The organism is Nocardia sp. CC227C (assembly GCF_030767025.1).
Lineage (GTDB): Bacteria > Actinomycetota > Actinomycetes > Mycobacteriales > Mycobacteriaceae > Nocardia.
Window position 1 is genome coordinate 229,147 of the sequence record NZ_JASITE010000010.1, and the last position, 25,116, is coordinate 254,262.

At 69.5% G+C, this 25,116-nt stretch carries 20 protein-coding genes and 3 pseudogenes; 10 read left to right on the plus strand and 13 right to left on the minus strand.

Translation table 11 applies throughout. From position 1 onward, the window contains the following. Nucleotides 1-61 precede the first annotated feature (61 nt). Nucleotides 62-1,273 (plus strand): AI-2E family transporter, encoded by a 1,212-nt coding sequence (locus tag QMO76_RS21780; protein ID WP_306363159.1) that lies wholly within the window; start codon nt 62-64, stop codon nt 1,271-1,273. A 150-nt stretch (nt 1,274-1,423) separates the two neighbouring features. On the opposite strand, the gene QMO76_RS21785 is transcribed toward QMO76_RS21780, so the two are convergent. The 4 genes from QMO76_RS21785 to aceA all read right to left on the minus strand — a co-directional run bounded on the left by QMO76_RS21785 (nt 1,424) and on the right by aceA (nt 6,939). Continuing rightward, on the minus strand, nt 1,424-1,624 hold the full coding sequence (locus tag QMO76_RS21785) for an antitoxin (RefSeq protein ID WP_306363160.1): 201 nt from the start codon (nt 1,622-1,624) through the stop codon (nt 1,424-1,426). Nucleotides 1,625-1,878: 254 nt separating this feature from the next. Beyond that, nucleotides 1,879-4,221 carry a 5-methyltetrahydropteroyltriglutamate--homocysteine S-methyltransferase gene (gene metE / locus QMO76_RS21790; protein WP_306363161.1) on the minus strand — a complete coding sequence of 781 codons (2,343 nt, stop codon included), beginning with the start codon at nt 4,219-4,221 and terminating at the stop codon, nt 1,879-1,881. 275 nt (nt 4,222-4,496) lie between these two features. Then, nucleotides 4,497-5,381: a 3-hydroxybutyryl-CoA dehydrogenase gene (locus tag QMO76_RS21795; RefSeq protein WP_306363162.1), complete on the minus strand. Its 885-nt coding sequence runs from the start codon at nt 5,379-5,381 to the stop codon at nt 4,497-4,499. 268 nt (nt 5,382-5,649) lie between these two features. Continuing rightward, nucleotides 5,650-6,939 carry an isocitrate lyase gene (aceA, locus tag QMO76_RS21800; RefSeq protein ID WP_306363163.1) on the minus strand — a complete coding sequence of 430 codons (1,290 nt, stop codon included), beginning with the start codon at nt 6,937-6,939 and terminating at the stop codon, nt 5,650-5,652. A gap of 481 nt (nt 6,940-7,420) precedes the next feature. Here aceA and QMO76_RS21805 point away from each other — a divergent pair, with 481 nt between their 5' ends. Next, on the plus strand, nt 7,421-8,554 hold the full coding sequence (locus tag QMO76_RS21805) for a lipase family protein (RefSeq protein WP_306363164.1): 1,134 nt from the start codon (nt 7,421-7,423) through the stop codon (nt 8,552-8,554). 13 nt (nt 8,555-8,567) lie between these two features. Here the strand turns inward: QMO76_RS21805 and QMO76_RS21810 are convergent, their stop codons facing one another. Both QMO76_RS21810 and QMO76_RS21815 read right to left on the minus strand, forming a co-directional pair. Then, the gene (locus QMO76_RS21810; RefSeq protein ID WP_306363165.1) at nt 8,568-8,801 is read right to left on the minus strand and encodes a hypothetical protein; all 234 of its coding nucleotides are present in this window, start codon (nt 8,799-8,801) and stop codon (nt 8,568-8,570) included. Next, the gene (locus QMO76_RS21815) at nt 8,801-9,253 is read right to left on the minus strand and encodes a hypothetical protein (protein ID WP_306363166.1); all 453 of its coding nucleotides are present in this window, start codon (nt 9,251-9,253) and stop codon (nt 8,801-8,803) included. Before QMO76_RS21815 ends, QMO76_RS21810 begins: the two co-directional genes overlap by 1 nt. A 219-nt stretch (nt 9,254-9,472) precedes the next feature. On the opposite strand from QMO76_RS21815, the gene QMO76_RS21820 reads away from it, so the two are divergent. Beyond that, nucleotides 9,473-12,106, plus strand: a complete 2,634-nt coding sequence (locus QMO76_RS21820; protein ID WP_306363167.1) for a tetratricopeptide repeat protein — start codon at nt 9,473-9,475, stop codon at nt 12,104-12,106. A 45-nt stretch (nt 12,107-12,151) separates the two neighbouring features. On the opposite strand, the gene uraH is transcribed toward QMO76_RS21820, so the two are convergent. Both uraH and uraD read right to left on the minus strand, forming a co-directional pair. Beyond that, on the minus strand, nt 12,152-12,508 hold the full coding sequence (gene uraH, locus QMO76_RS21825) for a hydroxyisourate hydrolase (protein WP_306363221.1): 357 nt from the start codon (nt 12,506-12,508) through the stop codon (nt 12,152-12,154). Beyond that, nucleotides 12,500-12,994: pseudogene (gene uraD, locus QMO76_RS21830) on the minus strand (2-oxo-4-hydroxy-4-carboxy-5-ureidoimidazoline decarboxylase); the annotation flags it as partial. The pseudogene uraD and the gene uraH, both read right to left, overlap by 9 nt. 79 nt (nt 12,995-13,073) lie before the next feature. Here uraD and QMO76_RS35395 point away from each other — a divergent pair. The 3 genes and pseudogenes from QMO76_RS35395 to QMO76_RS21840 form a co-directional block, all read left to right on the plus strand. Further along, a pseudogene (locus QMO76_RS35395) lies at nt 13,074-13,394 on the plus strand (NTP transferase domain-containing protein); the annotation flags it as partial. A gap of 264 nt (nt 13,395-13,658) precedes the next feature. Next, a pseudogene (locus QMO76_RS35400) lies at nt 13,659-14,015 on the plus strand (NTP transferase domain-containing protein); the annotation flags it as partial. After that, a complete protein-coding gene (locus QMO76_RS21840) occupies nt 14,012-15,064 on the plus strand; it encodes an XdhC family protein (protein ID WP_306363169.1) in 1,053 nt (350 codons plus the stop codon). The pseudogene QMO76_RS35400 and the gene QMO76_RS21840, both read left to right, overlap by 4 nt. Here the strand turns inward: QMO76_RS21840 and QMO76_RS21845 are convergent. The 4 genes from QMO76_RS21845 to QMO76_RS21860 all read right to left on the minus strand — a co-directional run bounded on the left by QMO76_RS21845 (nt 15,057) and on the right by QMO76_RS21860 (nt 18,416). Continuing rightward, entirely contained in the window at nt 15,057-15,251 is a 195-nt protein-coding gene (locus QMO76_RS21845; protein WP_306363170.1) for a hypothetical protein, read from the minus strand. The two genes, QMO76_RS21840 and QMO76_RS21845, sit on opposite strands and share 8 nt — an antisense overlap. Nucleotides 15,252-15,299: 48 nt before the next feature. Then, nucleotides 15,300-15,704, minus strand: a complete 405-nt coding sequence (locus QMO76_RS21850) for a hypothetical protein (RefSeq protein ID WP_306363171.1) — start codon at nt 15,702-15,704, stop codon at nt 15,300-15,302. 521 nt (nt 15,705-16,225) lie between these two features. Next, nucleotides 16,226-17,167, minus strand: a complete 942-nt coding sequence (locus QMO76_RS21855; RefSeq protein WP_306363172.1) for a hexose kinase — start codon at nt 17,165-17,167, stop codon at nt 16,226-16,228. A gap of 82 nt (nt 17,168-17,249) precedes the next feature. Then, the gene (locus QMO76_RS21860) at nt 17,250-18,416 is read right to left on the minus strand and encodes an N-acetylglucosamine-6-phosphate deacetylase (protein ID WP_306363173.1); all 1,167 of its coding nucleotides are present in this window, start codon (nt 18,414-18,416) and stop codon (nt 17,250-17,252) included. Nucleotides 18,417-18,936: 520 nt separating this feature from the next. Here QMO76_RS21860 and QMO76_RS21865 point away from each other — a divergent pair. Further along, the gene (locus QMO76_RS21865) at nt 18,937-19,377 is read left to right on the plus strand and encodes a DUF4254 domain-containing protein (protein ID WP_306363174.1); all 441 of its coding nucleotides are present in this window, start codon (nt 18,937-18,939) and stop codon (nt 19,375-19,377) included. Nucleotides 19,378-19,532: 155 nt separating this feature from the next. Here the strand turns inward: QMO76_RS21865 and QMO76_RS21870 are convergent, their stop codons facing one another. Next, nucleotides 19,533-21,101, minus strand: coding sequence for an ATP-dependent DNA ligase (locus QMO76_RS21870; RefSeq protein WP_306363175.1), 1,569 nt, complete (start codon nt 21,099-21,101; stop codon nt 19,533-19,535). 94 nt (nt 21,102-21,195) lie between these two features. Between QMO76_RS21870 and ramB the strand changes: the two genes are divergently transcribed. The 3 genes from ramB to urtB all read left to right on the plus strand — a co-directional run bounded on the left by ramB (nt 21,196) and on the right by urtB (nt 25,063). Continuing rightward, complete coding sequence (gene ramB, locus QMO76_RS21875) at nt 21,196-22,605, plus strand: acetate metabolism transcriptional regulator RamB (RefSeq protein WP_306363176.1); 1,410 nt, start codon at nt 21,196-21,198, stop codon at nt 22,603-22,605. 217 nt (nt 22,606-22,822) lie between these two features. Further along, nucleotides 22,823-24,103 (plus strand): urea ABC transporter substrate-binding protein, encoded by a 1,281-nt coding sequence (gene urtA / locus QMO76_RS21880; protein WP_306363177.1) that lies wholly within the window; start codon nt 22,823-22,825, stop codon nt 24,101-24,103. 75 nt (nt 24,104-24,178) lie between these two features. Further along, a complete protein-coding gene (gene urtB, locus QMO76_RS21885; RefSeq protein WP_306363178.1) occupies nt 24,179-25,063 on the plus strand; it encodes an urea ABC transporter permease subunit UrtB in 885 nt (294 codons plus the stop codon). Nucleotides 25,064-25,116 lie beyond the last annotated feature (53 nt).

The following is a 25,116-nucleotide window of genomic DNA, read 5'->3' on the forward strand; positions in this document are numbered from 1 at the left end:
GGCGGTGACACGCGGCGGGTCTCCCGGCGCCGGAGGGTGATACGCGGCTACGTTTGCCGTTGTGTCCGAGCATGAAGGTGTTTCCGAACAGGCGGGCCGCGAGCCCGAGAGCGGCGACGAATCCGCGCCTGTACCCGTCTCGTCGGTGCTGCCGGGCTGGCTGCCGCGGGCGTATCTGCTCGCGGCGGTCACGGTGGCGGCGCTGGTCGTCACCTTCTGGATGTTGCAGGAGCTCAAGGGGCTGCTGACGATTCTGGTCGTCTCGCTGTTCCTGGCCTTCGCCATCGAACCGGCGGTGAACTGGCTGGCGGCGCGGGGCTGGCGGCGCGGACCCGCGACCGGGGTGGTGTTCCTGGGCGTGCTGGTGGTGCTGGTCAGTTTCGTCTGGACGCTGGGCGAACTGGTGGTCGAGCAGGTGTCGGCGCTGGTCGACAATGCGCCGCAGTTCGCCGATGACGCGGTCCGGTGGATCAATTCGACCTTCCACACCGACTATTCGGGCACCGACATCCAGCGCAAGGCCGCCGAGATGAGCACCTCGCTGGAGAAGTACGTGGTCGGGCTGGCCGGGGATGTGTGGGGTATCGGCACCACCGCCGTCGGCGTGCTGTTCCAGGCCCTGGGCGTGCTGCTGTTCACCTACTATTTCGCCGCCGACGGACCGCGGTTCCGCAATGCGGTGTGCTCACTGCTGCCGCCGCAGAAGCAGAAGCATGTGCTGCGGGCATGGGATATCGCGGTGGAGAAGACCGGCGGGTATCTGTACTCCCGCGCGCTGCTCGCCCTCGCGTCGACGCTCGCGCACTACGCGGCCATGCGGGTGCTCGATCTGCCCTCGGCGTTCGCGCTGGCGCTGTGGGTGGGCGTGGTGTCCCAGTTCATTCCGACGGTGGGCACCTATCTGGCGGGTGCGCTGCCGGTGATCGTCGCCCTGGCGCAGAGTCCGCGCACCGCGCTGTGGATCCTGCTGTTCATCGTGCTGTACCAACAGTTCGAGAACTATGTGCTGCAACCGCGGATCACGGCGACCACGCTGGATATGCATCCGGCGGTGGCCTTCGGGGCGGTGCTGGCGGGCGCGGCGCTGTTCGGCGCGACCGGCGCCCTGCTGGCCATCCCGGTGACGGCGACGGCGCAGGCGTTCATCGGCGCCTACATCCGCCGCTACGAGGTGAACGAGCCGACGGACTCACTGAAAACCGGTGGTGCACAGCGTAAACCGTGGCGGGAGTGGCTGCGGCGGCAGCATCCGGCTCCCGCGCGGAAGGACTGATCGAGCACGGACCGGACGAGCGCGGCGCTGATGGGCAGGGAGCCAGGCGAGCACAACGCGTGCGGAAGCGCGTCCCGGTGAAGCGGGAACCTACCGGAGCGGCGCGCAGCGCCGCAGGAGGAATCCCCGGCCCTCAGGCCGGGGAGGACGTCAATGCTTGCCCGCCTGTTCGCGCAGCGCCTTCTTGGCGGCCTCCTGCGCCGTGTCGACCTGCGCGGCGTACTTGCCGCCGGTCTTCTGGTCGATCACATCCCCCGCCTTGTCCACCACCGGCTCCAGCTTGTCGGCATGCTGCGCCGCCAGATCGGCGGCCTTCCCCGCGGCATCCTTCAAGTTGTCGAACAGTCCCATCTCGGCCTCCTACCTCGAAAACGTGCGACAGCAGGCTAACCCGCGCACACCCCCGGAGGGTGGACCTCGCCACGCGCCGCAGCGGTGATCTCGACCTCGAGTGCACTCGAGTTTCCAGGTTCACACCGCGACCCGGGAGCCGCCGGACCCCCGCTGCGGTACGAGAATGCCTGCGACGCCAACGGGACCGGTGCCCGAGCCGACGCGAACGGCGCACGGACGAAAGTCCGCGCGCCGTTGCGTGATTTCCGTGCCTACGCGGGCTTCTCCGCGGCGGCCGCCTCCGCGCGGCGGCGGACGCGGCGGGCCGCGGCGACCAGGTTGCGCAGGGACGGGTCCAGCTGCCAGTGGTGGCGGGTCTTCAGGCCGCCGTCCGGGTTGGCCCAGAGACGCTGGGGTGTCACGGCTTCCGCCGCGGCGGAGAGCAGTTCGTCCAGCTCGTCGATATCGGGGATGCGGGCGGAGCGGCTCTCGTAGACGCCGGGGCCGACGCCGTGGGACAGCCCCACCCCCTCGGCGCAATCCTCCTTCAGGGCATTGAGCACCCATTCGATGGAGCGCGTCGCCACGATGGCGGTCACGTCGGCGTCGAGTTCGTCGATGGCCGCCACCACGTCCTCACGGCTGGAATAGCCGATGTGGGTGTGGATCTGGGTTTCCGGCTTGACACCGGAGGTGGCCAGCTTGAACGCGCCGACCGCCCAGCGCAGGTATTCGGGGCGACCCTTCGGACGCAGCGGCAGCAGTTCGCGAATGGAGGGCTCGTCCACCTGGATGATGGCGATCCCGGCCTTCTCCAGATCCACGACCTCGTCCCGAATCGCGAGCGCCACCTGGTCCGCCGTCTCGTACAGCGGCTGGTCCTGGCGCACGAACGAACGCGCCAGCATGGTGACCGGGCCGGTGACCATGCCCTTGACCGGCTTGTCGGTGAGCGACTGCGCGTAGGTGATCCACTCGACCGACATCGGCTTCGGCCGCGCCACGTCGCCGTACAGGATCGGCGGTCGCACACAACGGGATCCGTACACCTGCACCCAGCCGAAGTGGGTGGTGGCGAAGCCGTCGAGCAGCTCCGCGAAGTACTGGATCATGTCGTTGCGCTCATGCTCGCCGTGCACCAGCACGTCGAGTCCGATGTCCTCCTGCAAGCGGATGGTGGCCTCGATCTCGGCCTCGATGCGCTTGCGGTACTCCTCGTAGGACAGCCGTCCCTGACCGAGGTCGTAGCGCGCCTGGCGGATCGCATTGGTCTGCGGGAAGGAGCCGAGCGTGGTGGCGGGCACCAGCGGCAGGTTCAGCCGCTCCTGCTGGGCGACGCGGCGGATCTCGTACGGCTCCCGCTCGCGCATATCCGGGGTGATGTTGTAGACCCGGTGCCGCACCGCGTGCTTCTGCTTGAAGTGCACCTCGCGCGGGCGCTTGCGCCATTTCGCCGTCACGTCGCCCACGTCCCCACCCGAGCGGCCTTCGGTCAACGCCTTCGCCAGCGAAACCACTTCCAGCACCTTCTGTTTCGCGAAGGCCAGCCGCTCGGCCACATGCTCCTCGAGCTCGTATTCCACGAGCAGGTCGTAGGGCACGTGCAGCAGCGTGGTGCCGGTGGAGACCACCAGATCCGGGCACACCTCGGCGATGGCGTTGAGGTATTCCAGCGTCACGTAGCGGTCGGCGCGCCACACATTGGTGCCGCTGATGACGCCCGCGTACAGCCGCTTGCGTTGAATGCCGGGGATTTTCGCGAGCTCGTCGGGCGTGATCCGATAGCTGGCCAGGTCGAGGCCGATGGCCTCCACCTTGGTGCGCGCCAGAATCTCCAGCGCCGCACCGAAATCGCCGTACTGTCCGGTCACCAGCAGTCGCGGCCGCAGCGGCGCCTTGGACAGTCGCTCGTAGGTCTTCTCGAACAGTTCCAGCGTGGACGGGGAGCGCTCGCTGGTGAAGCACGGCTCGTCGAGCTGCACGCAGGTCGCGCCGCGCTTGGCGAGCACCTCGAACAGCTCCTCGTACACCGGCAACAGCCGGTCGAGCAGTTCCAGCTTGTCGAATTCGGTCTCACCCGGGACATGCCCGGTCTTGGACAGCAGCAGCAGCGACAGCGGGCCGAGCACCACGGGCCGCAGTTCGATGCCGTGTTCCTCGGCGCGGTCGAATTCGTCGAGCAGCGCCTCGGGGTGCAGCGAGAACCTGGTGTCGGCGTCGAGTTCGGGCTGCCGGTAGTGGTACTGGGTGTTGAGCAGGCGCACCAGTTCCAGCGGCGGCAGGTCCGGGCGACCGCGCGCCATCAGGAAGTAGAAGTCGAGCGGGTGCAGTTCCTCGCGATACGCCTCGAACCGCTTCGGCACCGCGCCGAACAGCAGCGCGTTGTCGAGAATGTGGTCGTAGTAGGAGAAGGTGTTGCCGGGGACCTGGGTGAGCCCGGTGGCGGCCAGCTCGAGGAACTGGCTCTCCTGGATCTCCCGCCCGACCGCGAGCAGGGCCTCCCGGGACGAGGAGCCTTGCCAGTAGGACTCCAGAGCACGCTTCAGTTCCCGGTGCGGTCCGATCCTCGGATAACCCAGGATGCTCGACCCGAAGCCTTCGCTGACATTGACCATGAGCGGGGACACTCCTTCCGAGCTGCCGGTCGTTCAGACCTGATTGCAGCTTATGCCCGTGAGCGAGGGACGCCCGCCATCGGTGTGGAGACGCCCATCAGTGGGGTGGGACGCTCGACCCTCGCCAACGTCCCGGACGGCAGACCCGGTGAGCCCGTCGCGACGAGACGACTGATCTCGCACGTGTGCGGGTAACTCACCGGGTACGCCCAGAATCGGTTCGGCACCCGACCGCCGGCACGGGTGCGCAACGGTCGACGGCTCTCGGTCTCCCGCTAGGTACGCGCAGCGGCGGACGAGTACTGGTAGAAGCCCGCGCCCGCCTTCTTGCCCAGCAGGCCCGCTTCGACCATGCGCATGAGCAGCGGGGGCGCGCTGTAGAGCGGCTCCTTGAACTCGGCGTACATGGAGTCGGCGATGGACTTCACGGTGTCCAGGCCCACCAGGTCGGTCAGCGCGAGCGGGCCCATGGGGTGGGCACAGCCGAGCACCATGGCCTTGTCGACGTCTTCCTTGGTGGCGAACCCCGATTCGACCATGCGGATGGCCGAGAGCAGGTACGGCACCAGCAGCGCGTTGACCACGAAGCCGGAGCGGTCGGCGGAGCGCACGACCTGCTTGCCGAGCACGTCGGAGGCGAACGCCTCGGCGCGCTTGGAGACCGAATCGCTGGTCTTGAGGGTGGTGACGAGTTCGACGAGCGGCAGCACCGGCACCGGGTTGAAGAAGTGCATGCCCACGACCCGCTCGGGGTTGTTGGTGGCCACGGCGATCTTCATGATCGGGATGGAGGAGGTGTTGGAGGCCAGCACCGCATTGGGATCGGTGACGACCTTGTCCAGTTCGGCGAAGATGGCGGTCTTCACGTCCTCGTTCTCCAGCACGGCCTCGACCACCAGCTGGCGGTCGGCGAAGTCGCCGAGGTCGGAGGTGAAGCGCAGTCGCCAGGCGGCCTGCTCGCGCTCCCGCTCGGTGATCTTGCCGCTGGAGACGCCGCGATCCAGGGACCGCAGGATGCGGGCGCGACCCGCGGCGGCCAGCTCCCGGGTCTGTTCGAACACGAGCACATCGACGTGTGCCCGCGCGCAGACCTCCGCGATGCCCGCGCCCATCTGTCCGGCGCCGATGACTCCGACGCGCTGAATCTTCTCGCTGCTCACGTCCCGCTCCATTCCGCCTCCCCGCAACTGCTGCGGGCGGCTGATAACCGCTGTGTGAAGGCGTCGGACTGATGCTGACCCTGCGCCTTCTTAAGGTCTTTCGATATCCAGTTATAGGAAACGCCCTCCCCGCCGGGGCTGTCGACGGGAAGGGCGGAGAACTCCGTCGGGGGGATCAGGCGATCCCCCCGACGGGTTCGGTGTCCCCGGGAGCGGTCGAAGGTGTGATGCGACGGCCGTCCCGAGGCGTGTCCTCAGGCGGGAGTTCTCAGTGGAACTGGCCCTCTTCGGTGGAGCCCTTCAGCGCCGCGGTGGAGGTGTTGGGGTCCACGGTGGTGGCGATGGTGTCGAAGTAGCCGGCACCGACCTCACGCTGGTGCTTGATGGCGGTGAAGCCACGCTCGGCGGCGGCCTTGAACTCGCGCTCCTGCAGCTCGACGAAGGAGGTCATGCCTTCGCGGGCGTAACCGTAGGCCAGGTCGAACATGCCGTAGTTGAGCGAGTGGAAGCCGGCCAGGGTGATGAACTGGAACTTGAAGCCCATGGCACCCAGCTCACGCTGGAACTTCGCGATGGTCGCGTCGTCCAGGTGCGCCTTCCAGTTGAAGGACGGCGAGCAGTTGTAGGCCAGCAGCTGGTCCGGGAACTCGCCGCGGACGGCCTCGGCGAACTTGCGGGCGACCTCGAGGTCCGGCACGCCGGTCTCCATCCAGATCAGGTCCGCGTAGGGGGCGTAGGCCTTGGCACGCGCGATGCAGGGCTCGATGCCGTTCTTCACGCCGAAGAAGCCCTCGGCGGTGCGGGTGCCGTCCAGGAACTCGCGGTCGCGCTCGTCCACATCGGAGGTGATGAGGGTGGCGGCCTCGGCGTCGGTGCGGGCGATGATCACCGACGGCACGTCGGCGACGTCGGCGGCCAGACGCGCGGAGGTCAGGGTGCGGATGTGCTGCTGGGTGGGGATGAGCACCTTGCCGCCCAGGTGGCCGCACTTCTTCTCGGAGGCCAGCTGGTCCTCCCAGTGCACGCCGGCGGCGCCGGCGGCGATCATGGCCTTCTGCAGCTCGTAGGCGTTCAGCGCGCCACCGAAGCCGGCCTCGGCGTCGGCGACGATCGGGGCCAGCCAGTTGGCGACCGAGGTGTCACCCTCGACCTTGGCGATCTCGTCGGCGCGCAGCAGCGCGTTGTTGATGCGGCGGACCACGGCGGGCACCGAGTTGGCCGGGTACAGCGACTGGTCCGGGTAGGTGTGGCCGGAGAGGTTCGCGTCACCGGCGACCTGCCAACCGGACAGGTAGATGGCCTTCAGGCCGGCACGGACCTGCTGCACCGCCTGGTTACCGGTGAGGGCGCCCAGGGAGTTGATGTAGTCCTCGTTGTTGACGAGATCCCAGAGGATCTCGGCGCCGCGACGGGCGAGGGTGTGCTCCTCCACAACGGTGCCCTGCAGCTTCACAACCTGCTCGGCGGTGTAGTTGCGGGTGATGCCCTTCCAGCGGGGGTTGGTGTCCCAGTCCTTCTGGAGCTCTTCGGCGGTCTTCGGAGTGCCGACAGTCGACATCTGTGACTCCACTTCCTGATTCGGTCTCGGTTGCCCCCTGAAGAGTTCGAACTCTCGCGGTGTCCGAACTCTGCTGGAGCGGCAATTTGCAGGCTTGCAAGTCCTGCGGTGGTTACTTCCACACGATGGCACAGGAAAAAATCGCCGTCTACCTGTTGCTAATGCGAATCTCAGCTAGCTTCCGATCATAGTTTGCTAACTCTGCGAAATTTGCGTGCGAATTGCCACACCCCATCCTACTCGCCGGTAGTGCTGACGTGCGGTTTTGCATAACGCCCGTACTGTTTCGGTGATCCGGACCACCGACATCCGACACGCCCGACCGCGGGTTCATGTGAGCACGTTCACATCGAAAACCGCGCCGACCGAGCGTGAGGGCAGCCACTCTCCCGGCCCCCGACGCGGCGGCCTACGCTGATCGCACGTCCGAAGCGGATGGGGATCGCGCAGGGAGGTACCGATGCGGACACGGTGGACGACCATGGCGGCGACAACCGTCGCATCGGTCCTATGCCTGATGGGGACGCCTTTCGCGGTGGCGGCACCGGATCCGGCCGATATCCCGGTCGGCACCGTGACGGCCGTCGAACCGCTCGCCCCCGAAGCCACGCTGCCGGGCGCGGAAAATTCCCGGCGCATCCTCTACCGGACCACCACCGTCCGCGACGAACCGACGATCGCCAGCGCGGCCGTGTACTTCCCGCCCGGCCCCGCCCCCGCGGGCGGCTGGCCGGTGATCGCCTGGGCGCACGGCACCGTCGGGCTCGGCGACGAGTGCGCCTACAGCATCGCCGGACCGGGCGCGCGCGAACGCGACTGGGCCTATCTGGGCGCGTGGCTGCGGGAGGGCTACGCCATCGTGGCCGCCGACTACGCGGGCCTCGGCACGCCGGGCGACCACCCCTACCTCAACGGCGTCGTCGAGGCGCACAACGTGGTGGACGCGGTGCGGGCCGCGAACCGGCAGTACCCGGCGCTGGCACCGAAATGGGTGGTGGTCGGCCAGTCGCAGGGCGGTGGCGCGGCCGTCACCACCGCCCGCTACGCCACCGAATTCGGCGGGCCCGAACTGGATTACCGCGGCGCGGTCGGCACCGGGGTGCCCGCCTACATCGAGGACATCCTGTTGCCGCTGGGCCCGAACCTGCCGCCGATCGAACTGGGCGCGCACACCACGGCCTACGTGCTGTACATCCTCAACGGCCTGCGCACCACCTACCCGGAGCTCGATATCGACTCCTACCTGAACGAATCCGGCCGGGACTGGCTGCGCCGCGCGAACACCTCCTGCCTCGGACCGTTCGGCGACGAGCTGACCGCCGGAAACGTCGTCCTGGGCGACCTGTTCGCCCGACCGCTCGCCCAGATCCCGAATCTGTCCGGTCTGCTGCGCCGGTACATGGGTCTGCCCGAATCCGGCTACGACAAGCCGGTGTTCCTCGGTCAGGGCCTGGCCGACACCGATGTGCTGACCCCGTTCACGCTGGCCTTCGCCGCCAAACTCCAGGCGGCACGCGAACCGGTCACACTGCGGACCTACGACACCGACCACAGCGGCGCGGTGAACGCGTCCCTGGTGGATTCGATCCCCTTCGTCCGCGACCTGTTCCGCTGATCCGCGCGCGGCCTCAGCCCGGCGGGGCGGCATCGGTCGTCACGACGCAGAAGGGATAGCAGTCGACCGTCACCTGCGTGCCGCCCGACGTGTCGGGGTGCGGGCCGGTGGTGGCGGTACCGCAGTTGCCGACCACCAGCAGCAGCACCAGGACCGCGAAACCCACCACGGCGGCGAACAATCCGGTGAACCAGGCCGCGTTGGTGCGCGGCAGCGGGAACAGGACCGGTCCGAATCCCAGCAGCATTATCGGCTGACCTCCCGGCGCACGCCGCCGTGGCGGCAGACCCGATCGGAACCCGTCGCGGCCCTCGCATCGGAACCCGCCGCGGCGCTCGCGCCGGAACCCGCCGCGGCGCTCGCGCCGGAGCGGGTCGCACCGAGCCGCAGCGGTTTCGGTTCCCCGTCGCCGGCGCGCAGGGCCAGCAGGCACATGGCATCGGTGACGGTGAGGCCCAGGATCCCGGCGTGCAGCGCCGCCATCTCGTCGTCGAACTCGCCGCCGGGACGCAGCAGCCCCATCAGGATCATCTCGGCCAGCACCACGCCGGCGATGGCCTGTTCCCGGGTCAGCCGCAGGGAGGTCGGCAGATACGACAGCACCCACCGGCCGCACTGCGGTTCCGGCACGTCGACCCGGAAGGCGACCTCGTGCGCCACATCGCTGGTGATCAGCCAATCCGAAGCGGTAATCGCCATCGACCCATCCCTTCTCGCTCGACCCGTCCCCCGCTCGGGGTCCGGATCCGGTGATGGCTCAATGGTCGCGAGCGGGAACCGCGGGGTGAATCCCAGCGATCTGCCGGAATTCTTGGCGGCGGACAGGCCCTTGACCAGGTGAAATTTCAGCGGTACCAAGGAAATATTCACAATGGCTGACCGAGATTCTCGTGCGGCGGCCGCTCGGGGAGGCACACCGTGTCACGAAACGGTGATTTCGACGACTACGGCGCGGAAACACGAAAGCGCCTGCGCGGCATTCTACTCGGTACCGGGCTGGCCGAACACCAGCTGGTGGAACCGCTCGCGGCGGAATTGCAGCGGCACGGCTGCCGCCCCCGCAAGGCGTGGCGGCTGGCCAACGGGTACACGCTGGAAACCGCCGCGCGCGAATACAACCGGAGCACCGGGGACGAGCGGGCGGGGATGACCGCCGCCCGCGTCTCGGAGTTCGAGTCCTGGCCCAAGAGCCGTGGCAACGGGCGCGAGCGGCCGCGCCCCACGGTAGCCACCCTGAAGGTGCTGGCCACCGTCTACCGCACCGACTGGGAGCAGCTGGTGGACGTGGCGGATCTGGCGAAGATGCCGGGGCGCGACATCACCGCCTACCGGGAGGCGGTGGCCCGGCGCCGCACCGTGCCGCCGGTTCTGGATGGACACGGATTGCCCACGGACATAGTGCCTTTCATCGGCCGCCACGATCAGCGCGCGGAACTGCACCGACGGGTGCGCGAACATGCGGGCGGGCGCGGACCCGGGGTGCACGTGGTGAGCGGCCTGGCGGGAGTGGGCAAGACCGCTTTGGCCCGCTACCTGATCGAGGAATACCGGGATCGCTACCCGGACGGCTGGATCTGGGAGGACCTGCGCGGGCATTCCGACGGCCGCACCCCGCGCACTCCGGCTGGTGTGCTCGAACAGCTGCTGCTGCGGATCGGGGTCCCGCCCGAGACCATCGAGAACGACGCGGCGCGGCGCGCCGACCGCTGGCGGGCCGAGATGCGCGGCCGCCGCATGCTCATCGTCTTCGACAATGCGTTGGACAGCAAGCAGGTTCGCGATCTGCTGCCGCACGCCCCCGGCAGCTTCGTGCTGATCACCAGCCGCCACAAGCTGACCGGGCTGTCGGGCGCGGCCCCGCTGCAACTGGATGCCATGGGCGCCGCCGAGGCCGAGGAGCTGCTGGTGCGGCTCAGCCATCTGCCGCCCGGCTACGACGTGGGGGCGGTGCGGCGCATTCTGGAGACGGCCGGGCGGCTGCCCCTGGCGATCCGCCTGGTCGCCGGGCAGATCGCCCATCACGGCCCGGACATGCTCGCCGCCGCCGACCGGGACTTCCAGCAGTTGACCGACCGGGTGCAGCACGCGCCGATCGGGACGCCGTCGGAGGAGTCACCGGCCGCGCCCATCCTGGACTTCTTCGCGGCCGAGGGCGAATCCCTCGCCGCCGCATTCGAATTGTCGTACCAGCGATTGTGGGAGCCGGAATTGCGCCGCGCGGTCCGGCTGCTCGGGCTGTTCCCCGGTTCGGAGATCACCGCGGAGACCCTGGCGCCCATGGCGGATGTGTCGACCCTGGCCGCGAACGCGTTGATACGCCGCATCTTCGAGGTGGGGCTGCTGGATCCGGCGGTGAACGGACCCTCCGGGCAGCGGTACCGGATCCACGATGTGACCCGGCTGTTCGCCCGCAAACAGGCCGATCAGGAGGACCTGCCGAGCGAGCGCGCCGCCGCCATCGGGCGGCTGGTGCGATACTGCCTGGCCATTGCCCGGCGGGTGGGCGCGCCCCGACCCTTCGATCTGGCCGGCAGCTTCCCGAATATGCCGGTCCCCGGGCCCTCCGACGCGGTCGACCGGGCTCGGGAGTGGCTGACCGGGGAGAAGGAGGTGCTGCTCGGCTGCATCCGGGTGGCCGGTCCGACGACCGAGGCCGGAGAGCTGGCGCGACTGCTGGCCTCGCATCTGTCGGGACTGGGGCACTGGTCGGACGCACGGTGGCTGTTCGTGCGGGCGCTGGACGTGGCCCGGGGCGACAGGGACGCCACGGCGGAATGCGACGTGCTCTACGGGCTGGGCACGGTGCACCGGCTGGCCTGCGACTACGAGACGGCCTCCACCTGCTTCCGGGAGGCGCACGCCATCGCCGCCCGCATCGACGATCCGCTGCGGATGGCGTCGGGGCTGTGGGGTTATGCCGAAGTCACCAGGCATATCGGCGATTACGACCGGGCGCGGCACGCCTACGCGGACGCGCTCGGCATCGCGCGGCAGTTGCAGAACCTCGAGTTCGAGGGCGATTCGCTGCGCGGGCTCGGGCATATCGAACGCATGGGCGGCGATCCGGCGGCGGCGCGGCACTACTACGAGGCGGCGTTGGACATCGCCGCGCAGATCTCCGACGACTACAGCCGTGGCTGGACCCTGTGGGGGCTGGGCAATGTGATCCGCATGGCGGGCGATTTCACCACCGCCCGTGAGCATTTCGAGCAGGCTCACGAGATCGGCGGCGAACTGGACGACGCCCTGCTGGTGGCGGACGCCCTGCGCGGACTGGGCCATACCGAGCGCGATCTCGGGGATCTCGATGCGGCACAGGGCTTCTACTCGGACTCCCTGGACGCGGCGCGGCGCAACGGCGATCCGCACGGTGAGGCCGACGCCTGGCGGGCCCTCGGCGCGATCGCGGCCACCTCCGGCCGGCGGCATCGCCCCCGCGCCTGCGAATTCCTGCGCAAAGCGCTGGCCCTGTACACGAGCATGGGGGTGAAGGCGCTGGCCGAACAGGTGCGGGTGGATATGCGGCGGCTCGACTGCGACAGCCACGCCTAGCCGCGTCGCCGATGCGCCATCGCGCGGTCGCCGACGCGGGTCGTATCAGCTGCCCCGATAGGTCGAGTACGCGAACGGCGAGAGCAGGATCGGCACGTGGTAGTGGCGTTCCTCGGCGATGCTGAAGGTGATGGTCACCTCGGGGTAGAAGCTGTCCACCGCCTGGGCGGCGAAGTACGCGCCGGTCTCGAACCGCAGTCGGTACGTACCCGTGCCGAGTGTGCCGCCGAGCCCCTTGATCCGGCCGTCGGCGTCGGTGGTGTCGGAGGCCGATTCGGCTCCGGTGGCGTCGAACAGCGTCACCCGCACGCCGGTGGCGGGGAGGCCGCGCACCGCGTCCAGGACATGGGTGCTCAGCGTCGCCGCGGCGGCCGGGGAAGTCTCGCGCCGCCCGGTGTCCACCAGGTGGTGCAGGCGGAGGCGATTGATCTCGGCGAGCTGCTCGCGCACGATGCGCCGTTCGGTCGGCGGATCGTTGGCCAGGCGCTCGGTGAGGATGTTCAGCAGCTCGGCGGGGGTGCGGCCGCTGGCGCGCACCAGGTACACGTGCCCGAACCGTTGCTCGTAGGCGCGGTTGCCCGCGACGATGGCGGCGCGGATGCGGTCGTCGGCCGCGGCCATGCCCGCCTGTTCGCGAGCGGAGGCGGCGCTGTCGGGACGGTCCCCGATGCGGGGGTGTCCGGCGAGGGCGCGGTCGATCTCGTCCTCCGGCAGGTCCGCCAGGGCGGCGTCGGCGGCGCGCAGCAGCTCGTCGAGCGAGGCGAACGGCCTGCGCTCCGCCACCCTGGCGGCCCATCGGGGCGATGAGCACACCGTCAGCAACAGTTCCGTGGCCGCCGTCTCGTCGAGTGCGGCGAATTCCTCGAGGCCGATCGTGTTCTCCGTCATCGCCCTCCAGCATCGGCCACGCGCCGCCCGGCCGCCAGTCGGACGGCGGCCGGGCCCGTCGCGCGTTACCGTCGGCGGCATGAATCGCGGACGCTGCGACGGCATCCTGCTGGCGGCCGGTGCCGGTACCCGCTACGGCATGCCGAAAGTCCTGGCCGAGGACGGTGCGTGGCTGCGCGGCGCGGTCCATGCCCTGCATGCGGGCGGCTGCGAGCGGGTGTATGTGGTCCTCGGCGCGACCGGACCGCCCCACCGCACCCACGACGACTCCCCCCTTCCGCGATGGCAGGTCTCGCAAACGCACGGCATCCTCATCCCCGCCGTCGCCCGGCCGGTATGGGCAGGCGATTGGGCGACGGGTATGAGCGCCTCACTCCGCGCGGGTCTGGCCGCCGTCGTCGCACACCCGATCAGCCCGCGGGTGCGGCCCCGGCGAGGCGGCGGGCATGCCGACAGCACGGTCGCGCTGTCCCGGCCGCCGAGTGGGCACGTCGACGGCACACCGGCGGGTACCGGATCCGCGCGCGGGGAAGCCGACATCGCAGCGGCCGGTGGCGAGACCGGACTCGGTCGACCCGAAGCGGCAGGGTTCCGCCCACTCGACGCGAGCGCGAGCCGGGCGGCCGAGGCCGATGCGTGCCCCGCGGCTCCCACCGGCACGAGCGGGACGCCCGAGTCCGGGGCTACGGCGGCCGCATTCGGCGGCCCACCCGAGTTCGTGGCGATCATGCCGGTGGATACGCCGGACGTCGGGCCGGAGGTGGTTTCCCGGGTCATCACCGCCGCACGGGGGGCCGAGAGTGGCTTGGCGCGGGCGGTGTTCGACGGGCGGCCGGGCCATCCGGTGGTGATCGGTCGCGGGCATTGGGCGGGCGTGACTGTGGCATCGACCGGAAAAACGGGCGCGGCCTCTTATTTGCGCGAACGAGCCGATATGGTGTGCGTCACGTGTGGCGATGTGGCGACGGGGTGGGACCACGACCATCCCCGGCACGGACACACGCCGAGTGGGAGCAAATGATGCGGGATATCGTCGAGGATCTGTTGCGCGTGTGGCACAGCGGCCGCACCGCCGGATTGGCCACCCTGGTGCGCGCGGTGGGATCGACGCCCCTGCCGGTCGGCTCGGCCATGATGGTCGACGCCGAGGGCCGGGCGTTCGGATCGGTGTCGGCGGGCTGCGCCGAGGCCGAGGTGTACCAGGCCGCCCTGGCGGCGGCGCAGACCGGACACCGGGCCATGCACCGTTTCGGCCCCGCCACCGGCATGGACTGCGGGGGCACCATCGACGTGTTCGCGGAGCCGTTCTCGCGCAACCACTTTCCCGAATTCCCGACGGTGGCCGCCGATATCGTGGCGCAGCGACAGGTCACCGTGTTCACGGTGGTGTGGCATTCGGATCCGGACGTGATCGGCCAGCATCTGGTGACCGACCGCAAGCACGGCACCGAACTGGTCTCCCTGCCCGACTCCGATGTGTTCGTCTCCTCCTTCACCCGGCCGCCGCGCCTGATTCTGGTGGGGGCCAACGCGTTCGCCGCCGCACTGGCGACACAGGCACGCCTCGTCGGCTACCGTGTGACGCTCTGCGACCCCCGCCCCACCTTCGCCAGCCCCGAGGCGTATCCGCGGTGCGAGGTGGTCGTCGACTGGCCGCACCGCTACCTCAACACCCAGTCCGCGGCAGGTGAAATCGACAGCAGCACAGCGATAGTCGTGCTGTCCCACGATGCCAAGTTCGAGATCCCGTTGCTCACCGTGGCACTGCGACTACCCGAGCTCGGCTACCTGGCCGCCGTGGGTTCCCGACAGGTCCACGCCCGCCGCCTGGAGGCGCTCCAGGCCGGCGGCTTCGACGCCGCCACGCTGTCCCGCCTGCACGCCCCCGCGGGCCTGGACCTGGGCGGACGGACCGCCCCCGAAGCCGCCCTCGCCATCACCGCCGAACTCCTCGCGGCACGCAACGGAACCTCCGCGGCTCCCCTCTCCGTCCGCACCGGCCCGATCCACCCGACCACCGCCGAAGCACGCACCGGGGCGCGGGGGCCGGAGAGTCATTCCCTCACCTGAGGTCCGGCTGCTCCGCGTAGACCTCCGCCGGCACCGACATGGCGAACAGCCGATCGGCCTCGATATCGATCCCGGATGCGGTCGGCGCGGCGATGTTTCGCTCGATCAGGCTGTCCGCCCTGGTGAACAGCCCGTCGGCCGCGGTATCGGCGGATACGCTCGCGGGCCGTTCCTCGGTCCACTCCACCTGCTGATCTCGGCGGCGTCGAACCGCGCGAACGTTACGGGTGCGGGCTCACCAGGTCGGTTCGAACCAGTCGCGGGCCTCGCGACGGAAGAGCAGCACGATCACCGCGAGTGAGGCGACGATGCCGAGCGGGCCGGGCGGGCGGCCGTCGGTGATGGACGGCACCGTCCACAGCATATTGAGCACCGCCAGCAGGATCGCGGCGATGCGCACCGACTGGCCCTCGGAGTTGAAGGTGAGACCCACCAGCCCCATCAGGAATCCGGGTACGAACGGTAGCGCGGTCGTCACCGCCGCCGAGGTGCCGAGCAGCCAGCCGGAGGCGGCCGTGCACACCACGCCGACCGCCGCGAAACCCAGCACGATCACCTGCGCGGCCCGCACCGACCGCGGCATCCGGTACTCGTACTCGGTCGCCGCCGAGTACTCCGCCGGAAACCACTGCTCGGACATCAGCTCCTCCCCTGCCGCAGGTGACCTGCCGCGCCGGGAACAGCGAGCCGGACCGCCCGCCCGGCTCGGCGACTCCGATCGCCAGCGTAACCCCCCGACCGGCCGGTTCCCCGACACCGCGCCGATGCCGAACACGTCACCCCGGACACGGGAGCAAGGACCCAGCCACACCCGCCCATCGCGACGCACCCGACGAACCCGACGCCTCGCACGACGGACGCGGTCCACGCTGGTAGTGGCGCAGTCGACCAACCCGCACGGCAGACACAGCGCACCGGCACGAGCGGGGACGGCACACCCGCACTTCCCGGGCCGGAGCGCCAATGCGGGCGAAGTCGGCACCGACACCAGCGGAGACAACGCACCGGCACGAGCGGAGGCATCGCGCCGACACGAGCGGAGACAGCACACCGGCCACGAGTGGAGGCATCGCGCCGACGCTGCGGGGCGGCGCACCCCGGCATGGGTGGGGGCAGCGCATCGGCACCACCGGGGCGGAGCGCCGGGTGCGAACGGATTGTTCAGCCGGCGCGGACCGCTTCCAGTTCGGTGACGCGGACGGTCGGGGCGAGCCGGTCGCGCAACGCGCGGTCGATCTCGCCGGCGACCGGGATGACGACGGCGGCGGCCGAAGTGGCTACCGCGTCGATGAGCAGGGCGGGCCAGTCGGGTTCGCGGGAACGGGACAGACCCGCGATGACGGCCGCCGCGGCGGCGTCACCCGCACCGGTGGGATTGCCCGCGAGCGGTTCGGGCAGGGCCGCGGACCACGCCCGGGTCGGGGTGACCGCGACCATGCCCGCACCGCCGCGGGTGACGATCACCGCGCCCACACCACGCGCGACGAGCGGCTCGGCGGCGGCCAGGATATCGGCGGGCGTGGTCGCGGGCTGCCTCGTGAGCCGCTCCAGCTCTTCGGCATTCGGCATGAGAACGACGCCGGGCACACCGGCCGCGAGTTCCAGTGCGGGCCCGTCCACATCGCAGACCACGGGCACGCCCGCATCGGCGGCCAGCCGCGCCAGCTCGGCGGGAACGCTCACATCCACCCCGCCGGGCAGCGACCCCGCGATCACCACGCCGCTGCTGTCGGAGAGCAGCCCGCTCACCCGCACCCGCAGCTGTTCCACCGCGTGCGCGTCGGAGATGCGGGCACCGGGCTCCCACAGCGCGGTGGCGGTGCCGTCATCGGATTCGCTGATCACCACCGTGCGCCGCACCCAGGGCAGCGCGTGCACGAAATCCACCGGCATCTCCAGTTCGGCGGCGGCCGCGAAGGAGTGGTCGGAGAAGCCGGTGGCCCGCGCGTACCGGCCGAGCTGATTGAGCACCCGGGTGACATTGATACCGCGACCGCCGATGCGCTGATCGACCGATCGCACCCGATGGGCCCGGCCACGGTCGAAACGCTCGACCCGATAGGTCATGTCGTAGGCCGGGTTCATGGTCACGGTGAGGATCACCCTGCTAACTCTGCCCGTCTCGCGGGCCGATGCAAGCCCTTGATTCGGATAGGGGCCGCGGCAGCGCGGGAACCCCCGCGGATCACGACAGCCAGCGGCCCCGGCGCAGCACCCGCCGCAGTCCCAGTTCGTCGTCCACCACGAGCACGTCCGCGTACCGGCCGGGGCACAGATCGCCGACGTCGGTCAGCCCCAGCGCTACCGCCGGGGTGAGGCTCGCCGCCCGTACCGCCTCGGCCAGCGATATGCCGCATTCCCGCACCGCCCAGGCCACGCCCTGGAGCAGATGCGAGGTGCCGCCCGCGATGGAGCCGTCCTCGGTCCGCGCCACGCCGCCGCGGACCTCCAGCTCGCGCGTGCCGAGCCGGTAGCGCCCGTCGGGCATCCCGGCGGCCCGCGTGGCATCGGTGACCAGCGCGATCTGGTCCTCCGCGACGGCGAAGACCATGGTGCCGAATCCGGCGTCGACGTGCACCCCGTCGCCGATCAGCTCCACGATGATCTGTCCCCGCGAGGCGGCGGTGAGCGCGGCGGCGCCCGCACCGGACGCGCGGTGGTGGATCGGCGGCATGCCATTGCCCAAGTGGGTCACCGAGGTGGCGAACCCGTTGGGCCGCAATGCCTTCGAGAAGGCGTCGAAGTCCGCTTCGCTGTGCCCGAGGGCCACCATCGCGCCGCGGTCGGCGAGCGTCCGGGCCACCGTGTCGAACCCGGGCAGTTCGGGTGCGAGCGTCATGATCCGCAGATGCCCGCCCCCGGCGTCGAGCAGCCGGGAGGTGAGCCGCGGATCGGGCGCGAGCAGATGGCGCCGGTCGTGCGCGCCGCAGCGGGCGTGCGCCAGGAACGGCCCTTCCACGTGGATGCCGCCGATCAGGCCGACGGCGGCGAGTTCGCGCAGCAGGGCGACCTGCTCCACCATCTCGTCGGCGGGCGCGGTGACGATGCTCGCGAGAATCGTGGTGGTGCCCAGCGCGTGGTGGTATTCGGCGGCCGCCGTCGCCTCCTCGGCGTCGAGGGTGTCGAATCCGTGCCCTCCCCCGCCATGGTTGTGGATGTCCACCAGGCCCGGCAGCAGCGTGCCGACCGGCAGCGGCGTGGGCGAGTAGGGCCGCTGCGCCTTCCAGTCGGTGAAGGAGCGCACGGCGGTGATGCGTTCTCCGGAGACCGTCACCACGCCGTCCTCGAACGGATATCCGGTGGAGACGACCCGGCCCCGCAGGTGCAACTCGAGATGTAGTTCGGCACTCACTGCGACGCCCCGTGCTTCTTCGTATTCATGACATTCCCCCGTATCCGGCGAACAGTGCGGTCCCCGACAGATCCGCACATGCGCCAAGAGTCCCGCCGCGCGCGTGGGGCGAATTCGCCGCGCCGCGCGATCGGCTCCGGGCACACCGGATGAACCATACCGAGCAGTCCATCGGCGGGTGCGCCCACCACATTCGATGCCGCCGCACCCGGCGACAACCCATCCCGTGCATCCACCGTCCCATTCTCCGCCTCCCACCGTATGCGCACCGCGACATCCGCACTCGCCCTTGGGAATACAACATCTCGGCCGCGACAAGGACCACAGGCGCCCCGAATCCGCTCCGCAGGCCGCCGACCGGCGGCGATCCGGCCGGTCCGGCCGCCCCGGACCGGCCGCCGATCGAACACCGCGATACCCCGGAATGGACAGATGATCATGAACGAGGCGGTCGGCGGCACTCTCCGTGGTGGCGAATTTCGTTGCCGATCGGAGATATTCACGTAGCAGGATGGCCGCCGTGCACCCGCTCCCAACCAAGAACCTGCTGCTGCGGGCCTGCCGCGGCCTGCCTCCCGACGACCATCCGGTGCTGCGGTACGCCGGTCTGCTCGCGGACCTGCACGAGCGCCGCCTAGCCGCCCGCCCCGGCGCTACCGCCGCCATCGACCACCACCGCGCCCGCCTCGTGCACGATATCGACCGCTGGGTCGCCACCGCGTCACCGAAGGCCGAACGAGACGCTCGCCTGCACACCGAGACCGTCGGCACGGTCGTCGACCGCCTGGCCCAGTTCTCGGCACTGGCCTACCTCACCCTGACCACCTGCCCCGACGAGGCCGTCCACGACGCCTCCACCCGCCTCACCGAACTCGCCACCGCCTACGAGGACCTCGCCCAAGACGTCGCCGCGGGCCGCCGCCGCCTCCCCAACCTCCTGGTCGAGAGCGACTACGAGTAGCCGCGCCGCGCCGCCATCGGCGGCGCCCGCGAGAGGGTGGGCGCCGCCGACCGTGCGACGGACGGGTCGAGGCAGGAGCGGCCCATCCGGTCGGCTGCCCGGGCGCGCGACCCGGGTGAGCGCGCTGGACAGCGCGGTACCTCGGCCGCGTTGGCTCACGGGGCGGGCGGGGTGCCCGGCAGGAGGGCTCGCACGGTGTCGATGGTGTCGGCTTGGGCGGGTTCCTTGTCGGGGCGGTAGCGGACCACGCGGGCGAAGCGCAGGGCCACCCCACCGGCGTAGCGGGAGCTGGTCTGGACGCCGTCGATGGCGATCTCCACGACCAGTTCGGGGCGCAGGTAGACGGTGGTGCTGTCGCGGTCGCGTTCATGACGCGGGAATTCGGCGGTCTGCCAGTGCAGGAGCGCATCGGTGAGGCCCTTGAAGGTCTTGCCGACCATGACCGGCTCGCCGCCGTCGGGGTCGCGCGCGCCGAGGTGCAGGTTGGACAGGTAGCCGGTGCGGCGGCCGTAGCCCCATTCCGCGCCGAGGACGATCAGGTCGAGCGTGTGCGTGGGCTTGATCTTCTGCCAGGCGCGACCGCGCCGCCCGGCGGCGTACACCGAATCCAGGGATTTGATCATGATCCCCTCGTGCCCGGCGGCCAGCGCACCGTCGAAGTACTCGGCGGCAGCCTCCGCATCCGGCGCGATGAGCGCCGGAATACTGTGCCCGGGAGCCACTTTCGTCAATGCGGCACGCCGGTCCCGCAGCGGCGCGTCGAGCAGGTCGTCCCCGTCCAGGTGCAGGCAGTCGAAGAAGTACGGGTGCAGCAGCAGATCGCGGGTCGAGTTCGCCCGCGCCAGTCCGGGATCGCTCGCCACCAGCGCCGGATCGGAGGCGAAGCGACTCATAGTCTCCTGGAACGGGCGTGGCCGCCCGGAGTCGTTCAGCGCCAGCGTCTCACCGTCGAGCACCACACTGGTGCAGTCCAATCCCCGCACCAGCCCGACCAATTCGGGCACACCGGCGGTGATGTCGCGCAGCGTGCGGGTGAACACCCAGACCCGCTCACCGTCGCGGTGCACCTGAATCCGCGCTCCGTCCATCTTGTGCTCGACGCTCACCTCACCCTCGAACTCCGCCAGGGCGGCGTCCAGGGCCGAGCCGGGCGAGGCCAGCATGGGTTGCAGCGGCCGCCCCACCTCCAGCCGGAAGGCCGCGAGCGCCGCCGCCCCGCCGGTCTTGGCCGCCACCGCCGTCACCGGCAGCCGCCCGGAGAGCATGTGCGCCCGCCGCACCGCCGCCACCGGGACCTCGAACGCCACCGCCACCGCCTCGGCGACCACCGCCGTCAAGGCCCCCTGCCGCAATTCCCCCGTGAGCAGCCGGAGCAGGAAGTCCCGTTCCGCGGCGGTCGCCGCCGACAGCAGCTCCACCAGCAGTTCGCGCCGCCGCTCCACCGACCCGGCCCCGGAGGTGGCGGCGAGTTCGCTCAGCACGCCGTCCACCGCGCCGACGGTGAGGGTCGCCTCCGTCGCCGGGTCCACCGCGACGGCGGTCAGCGTGCGCCAGCCCGCCCCCACGCGCCCCTGCGGCAGATCACCCGAAACCCACGCCACCACCTGCGCCAACTCATCCGTCGTCACCCGCTCGAGCAGCGCCGCGAGCGTGGCGATCTTGGTCTTGCGCGAGGTGGTCGAGCGCACCGACTCCGACGCCCGCACCACATCCGACAACAGCACGGATTCGACGGTAACCCGGGGGTGTGACACATTGCTCAGCAGTTCTGTGAAATTCCCATTGGCAGCTCTGCTAAACCCGGCATAACCTGGACATATGGCCAAGACTTACGTCGGGGCGCGCCTACGGCAGCTGCGCACCGAACGGGGGCTGAGCCAGGTCTCTCTCGCCAAGAAGCTGGAGATCTCGGCGAGCTACCTGAACCAGATCGAACACGATGTGCGTCCGCTCACGGTACCGGTGCTGCTGCGGATCAGCGAGGTGTTCGGCGTCGACGCCAGCTTCTTCTCCTCCCAGGACGACACCCGGCTCATCGCCGAACTCCAGGAAGTCGTGATGGACCAGGAACTCGGCATCGAGGCGGACGCCGCCGAGATCGCCGAAATGGTGTCCGCGCACCCGACGCTGGCGCGCGCCATGGTGAATATGCACCGCCGCTACCGCAATACGACCGCGCAGCTGGCCGCCGCCACCGAGGACCGCTTCGCCGACGGCAGCGGCTCCGGAGCCATCTCCCGCCCGCACGAGGAGGTGCGCGACTTCTTCTACCAGCGGCAGAACTACATTCACGAATTGGACACCGCCGCAGAGGAACTCGCCACCCGCATGCGCTTCCACGGCGGTGACCTCAAGCGCGAGATCGCCCGCCGCCTCAACACCGCGCACGGTGTGCAGATCGTGGAGCGCATCGACCTCGGCGAGGGCGTGCTGCACCGCTACGACGAGGAGAACCGCCGCCTGGAGATCGCGCCGCACCTGTCCGGCGGCCAGCGCGTCTTCAAGCTCGCCGCCGAACTCGCCTATCTGGAATGCGGCGAACTCATCGACAAGCTGGTCGAGGAAGGCAATTTCACCAACGACGAGACCCGCGTGCTGGCGAAGCTCGGACTGGCCAACTACTTCGCCGCCGCCACGGTACTGCCCTACACGCACTTCCACGAGGTGGCCGAGGACTTCCGCTACGACATCGAGCGCCTGTCCGCCTTCTTCACGCAGAGCTACGAAACCATCTGCCACCGTCTGTCCACCCTGCAACGCCCCAAACTGCGCGGCGTCCCGTTCTCGTTCGTCCGGGTGGACCGCGCGGGGAATATGTCGAAACGGCAGTCCGCCACCGGTTTTCATTTCTCGTCGAGCGGCGGCACCTGCCCGCTGTGGAATGTGTACGAGACCTTCGCCTACCCGGGCCGCATCATGACGCAGATCGCCCAGATGCCCGACGGCCGCAAATATCTCTGGATCGCCCGCACGGTGGAGCGCCGCGCCACCCGCTACGGCGAGCCGAGCAAGACCTTCGCCATCGGCCTGGGTTGCGAACTGCGCCATGCCACCCGCGTGGTGTACGCCGACGGCCTGGATCTGCAGGACCCCAAGGCCACCCCGATCGGCGCGGGCTGCCGGGTCTGCGAACGCACCAACTGCCCGCAGCGCGCCTTCCCGCCGCTGGGCAAATCGCTCGACATCAGCGAGCACCGAAGTTCCATATCTCCGTACGTGATCCTCTGACCAGGTAGGACCGCTTTCTCACCGCGTGATACGACCGCGGTGAGGAAGAATTCACCCGTACGCAACCTGGGAAATCGGACAGACATCAAGAGACATTCGGGCGCAACACTTCCCGTTTACCGTTCACGCCACGAATACAGCCGCTGTATACGCGGCACGTATTCGTCGCGGCATGCCACTTGCCGCGGTACACCGTGAAGTGAGAAGGGTCCGCCCCATGCAAGATTCTCGAGACCTCGGCCGAGATACGTCCCGGCGCCTGCGCAAGGCGATCGCCGTCCCGACCGCGCTGGCGCTGTCCGCGCTGCTGCTGGCCGGATGCGGCTCCCGGGACACCGATACGGCCTCCGGCTCCAACGCCACGTCCTGCGTAGACACCAGCGCCCCCACCATCAAGGTCGGGTCACTGCACTCGCTGACCGGCACCATGGCCATCAGCGAGGTCACCGTCGCCAACTCCACCAAGATGGCGGTCGACGAGATCAATGCCGCGGGCGGTGTGCTCGGCAAGCAGATCGAGCTGGTGCTCGAGGACGGCGCCTCGGACCCCAAGACCTTCGCGGAGAAGGCCGAGAAGCTGATCAGCTCCGACTGCGTGGCCGCGGTCTTCGGCGGCTGGACCTCGGCCAGCCGCAAGGCCATGAAGCCCAAGTTCGAATCGCTGAATTCGCTGCTCTACTACCCGGTTCAGTACGAGGGCCTGGAGGACAGCAAGAACATCTTCTACACCGGCGCCACCACCAACCAGCAGATCCTCCCGGCGCTGGACTACCTGAAGCAGCAGGGCGTCACCTCCCTCTACCTGGTGGGGTCGGACTACGTCTTCCCGCAGACCGCCAACCGCGAGATCAAGGCGTGGGCCGAGGCCAACGGCATGGAGATCAAGGGCGAGGACTACGCGCCGCTGGGCTCCACCGACTTCTCCACCATCGTCAACAAGGTCCGCAGCGCGGGCGCGGGCGCGGTGTTCAACACCCTCAACGGTGATTCCAATGTCGCGTTCTTCCGCGAGTACGCCAATGCGGGCCTGAACGCCGAGACCATGCCGGTGGTCTCGGTCTCCATCGCGGAGGAGGAGGTCGCGGGCATCGGCGTGCAGAACATCGTCGGCCAGCTGACCTCGTGGAACTACTACCAGACGCTGGACACCCCGGCGAACAAGAAGTTCGTCGACGCCTACAAGGCCGCCTTCGGCGCGGACAAGCCCACCTCGGATCCCATGGAGGCCGCCTACACCTCGGTCTACCTGTGGAAGAACACCGTCGAGAAGGCGAACTCCTTCGCGGTGGCCGACATCCAGGCCGCGGCCGACGGCGTGAGCTTCGACGCCCCCGAGGGCACGGTCGTGATCGACGGCGACAACCACCACATCACCAAGACCGCCCGCATCGGTGAGATCCGGGCCGACGGCCTCATCTACACCGTCTGGGACTCGGGCCAGCCGATCGTGCCGGACCCGTATCTGAAGTCCTACGACTGGGCCAAGGGCCTGAAGTAACCGACAGCCTTCGATGAGGGGCGGCCGGGCGCGGTATTCCGCGCCCGGCCGTAGAGGCGAAATCGAGGTATCGCAATGGATGTAGCTGTCGCACAGCTTTTCACGGGATTGAGCCTGGGCTCGATTCTGCTGCTCGCCGCGCTCGGCCTGTCCCTGACCTTCGGTCAGATGGGCGTCATCAATATGGCGCACGGTGAGTTCATCATGGCCGGCTGCTACACGACCTTCGTCGTGCAACAGGTCATCTCCGCGACCGGCGTAGCGTTGATCGTCTCGCTGATCGTCGGATTCATCGTGGGCGGCCTGCTCGGCGCGGCCCTGGAAGCGGGCCTGATCCGCTTCATGTACGACCGTCCGCTGGACACCCTGCTGGTCACCTTCGGTGTCGGCCTGGTGCTACAGCAGTTGGCGCGCAACATCTTCGGCGCTCCCGCCAAGAACGTGGTCGCACCGGAATGGCTGTCCGGCGGCATCTCCATCGCCGGGACGGTGGTCCCCAAGACCCGCATCTTCATCATGGTGCTGGCGGTGGCCGCGGTCATCGCGCTCGCCGTCGCGCTCAAGGCCACCCCGCTCGGCCGGCGCATCCGAGCCGTGGTCCAGAACCGCAGTCTCGCGGAGACCTCCGGCATCTCCAGCCGGTTCACCGACATGTCCACCTTCTTCATCGGCTCCGGCCTCGCCGCCGTCGCCGGGGTGGCGCTCACCCTGATCGGCTCCACCAGCCCCACCATCGGGCAGAGCTATCTGGTGGACGCGTTCCTGGTGGTGGTCATCGGCGGCCTCGGACAGATCAAGGGCACGGTCATCGCCGCCTTCGGCATGGGCCTGCTCAACTCGTTCATCGAGTACTCCACCACGGCCTCGGTGGCGAAGGTGATCGTCTTCATCGTCATCGTGGTGTTCCTGCAGGTGCGTCCGCAGGGCCTGTTCACCGTCCGCACCAGGAGCCTGGCATGAACGGTCAGGCGCGGAGGCGGCAGCAGCGCGTAACCACGCAGCGCCCCCGTCAT

Bases quoted from the DNA above. Each gene is read 5' to 3' on its own strand.
- metE (WP_306363161.1), bottom strand. From the start codon at position 4,221: ATGGTCAATGTCAGCGAAGGCTTCGGGTCGAGCATCCTGGGTTATCCG.
- QMO76_RS21840 (WP_306363169.1), top strand. From the start codon at position 14,012: ATGATGCGGGATATCGTCGAGGATCTGTTGCGCGTGTGGCACAGCGGC.
- QMO76_RS21785 (WP_306363160.1), bottom strand. From the start codon at position 1,624: ATGGGACTGTTCGACAACTTGAAGGATGCCGCGGGGAAGGCCGCCGAT.
- QMO76_RS21815 (WP_306363166.1), bottom strand. From the start codon at position 9,253: ATGGCGATTACCGCTTCGGATTGGCTGATCACCAGCGATGTGGCGCAC.
- QMO76_RS21850 (WP_306363171.1), bottom strand. From the start codon at position 15,704: ATGTCCGAGCAGTGGTTTCCGGCGGAGTACTCGGCGGCGACCGAGTAC.
- urtB (WP_306363178.1), top strand. From the start codon at position 24,179: ATGGATGTAGCTGTCGCACAGCTTTTCACGGGATTGAGCCTGGGCTCG.
- QMO76_RS21810 (WP_306363165.1), bottom strand. From the start codon at position 8,801: ATGCTGCTGGGATTCGGACCGGTCCTGTTCCCGCTGCCGCGCACCAAC.
- QMO76_RS21805 (WP_306363164.1), top strand. From the start codon at position 7,421: ATGGCGGCGACAACCGTCGCATCGGTCCTATGCCTGATGGGGACGCCT.
- ramB (WP_306363176.1), top strand. From the start codon at position 21,196: ATGGCCAAGACTTACGTCGGGGCGCGCCTACGGCAGCTGCGCACCGAA.
- urtA (WP_306363177.1), top strand. From the start codon at position 22,823: ATGCAAGATTCTCGAGACCTCGGCCGAGATACGTCCCGGCGCCTGCGC.
- aceA (WP_306363163.1), bottom strand. From the start codon at position 6,939: ATGTCGACTGTCGGCACTCCGAAGACCGCCGAAGAGCTCCAGAAGGAC.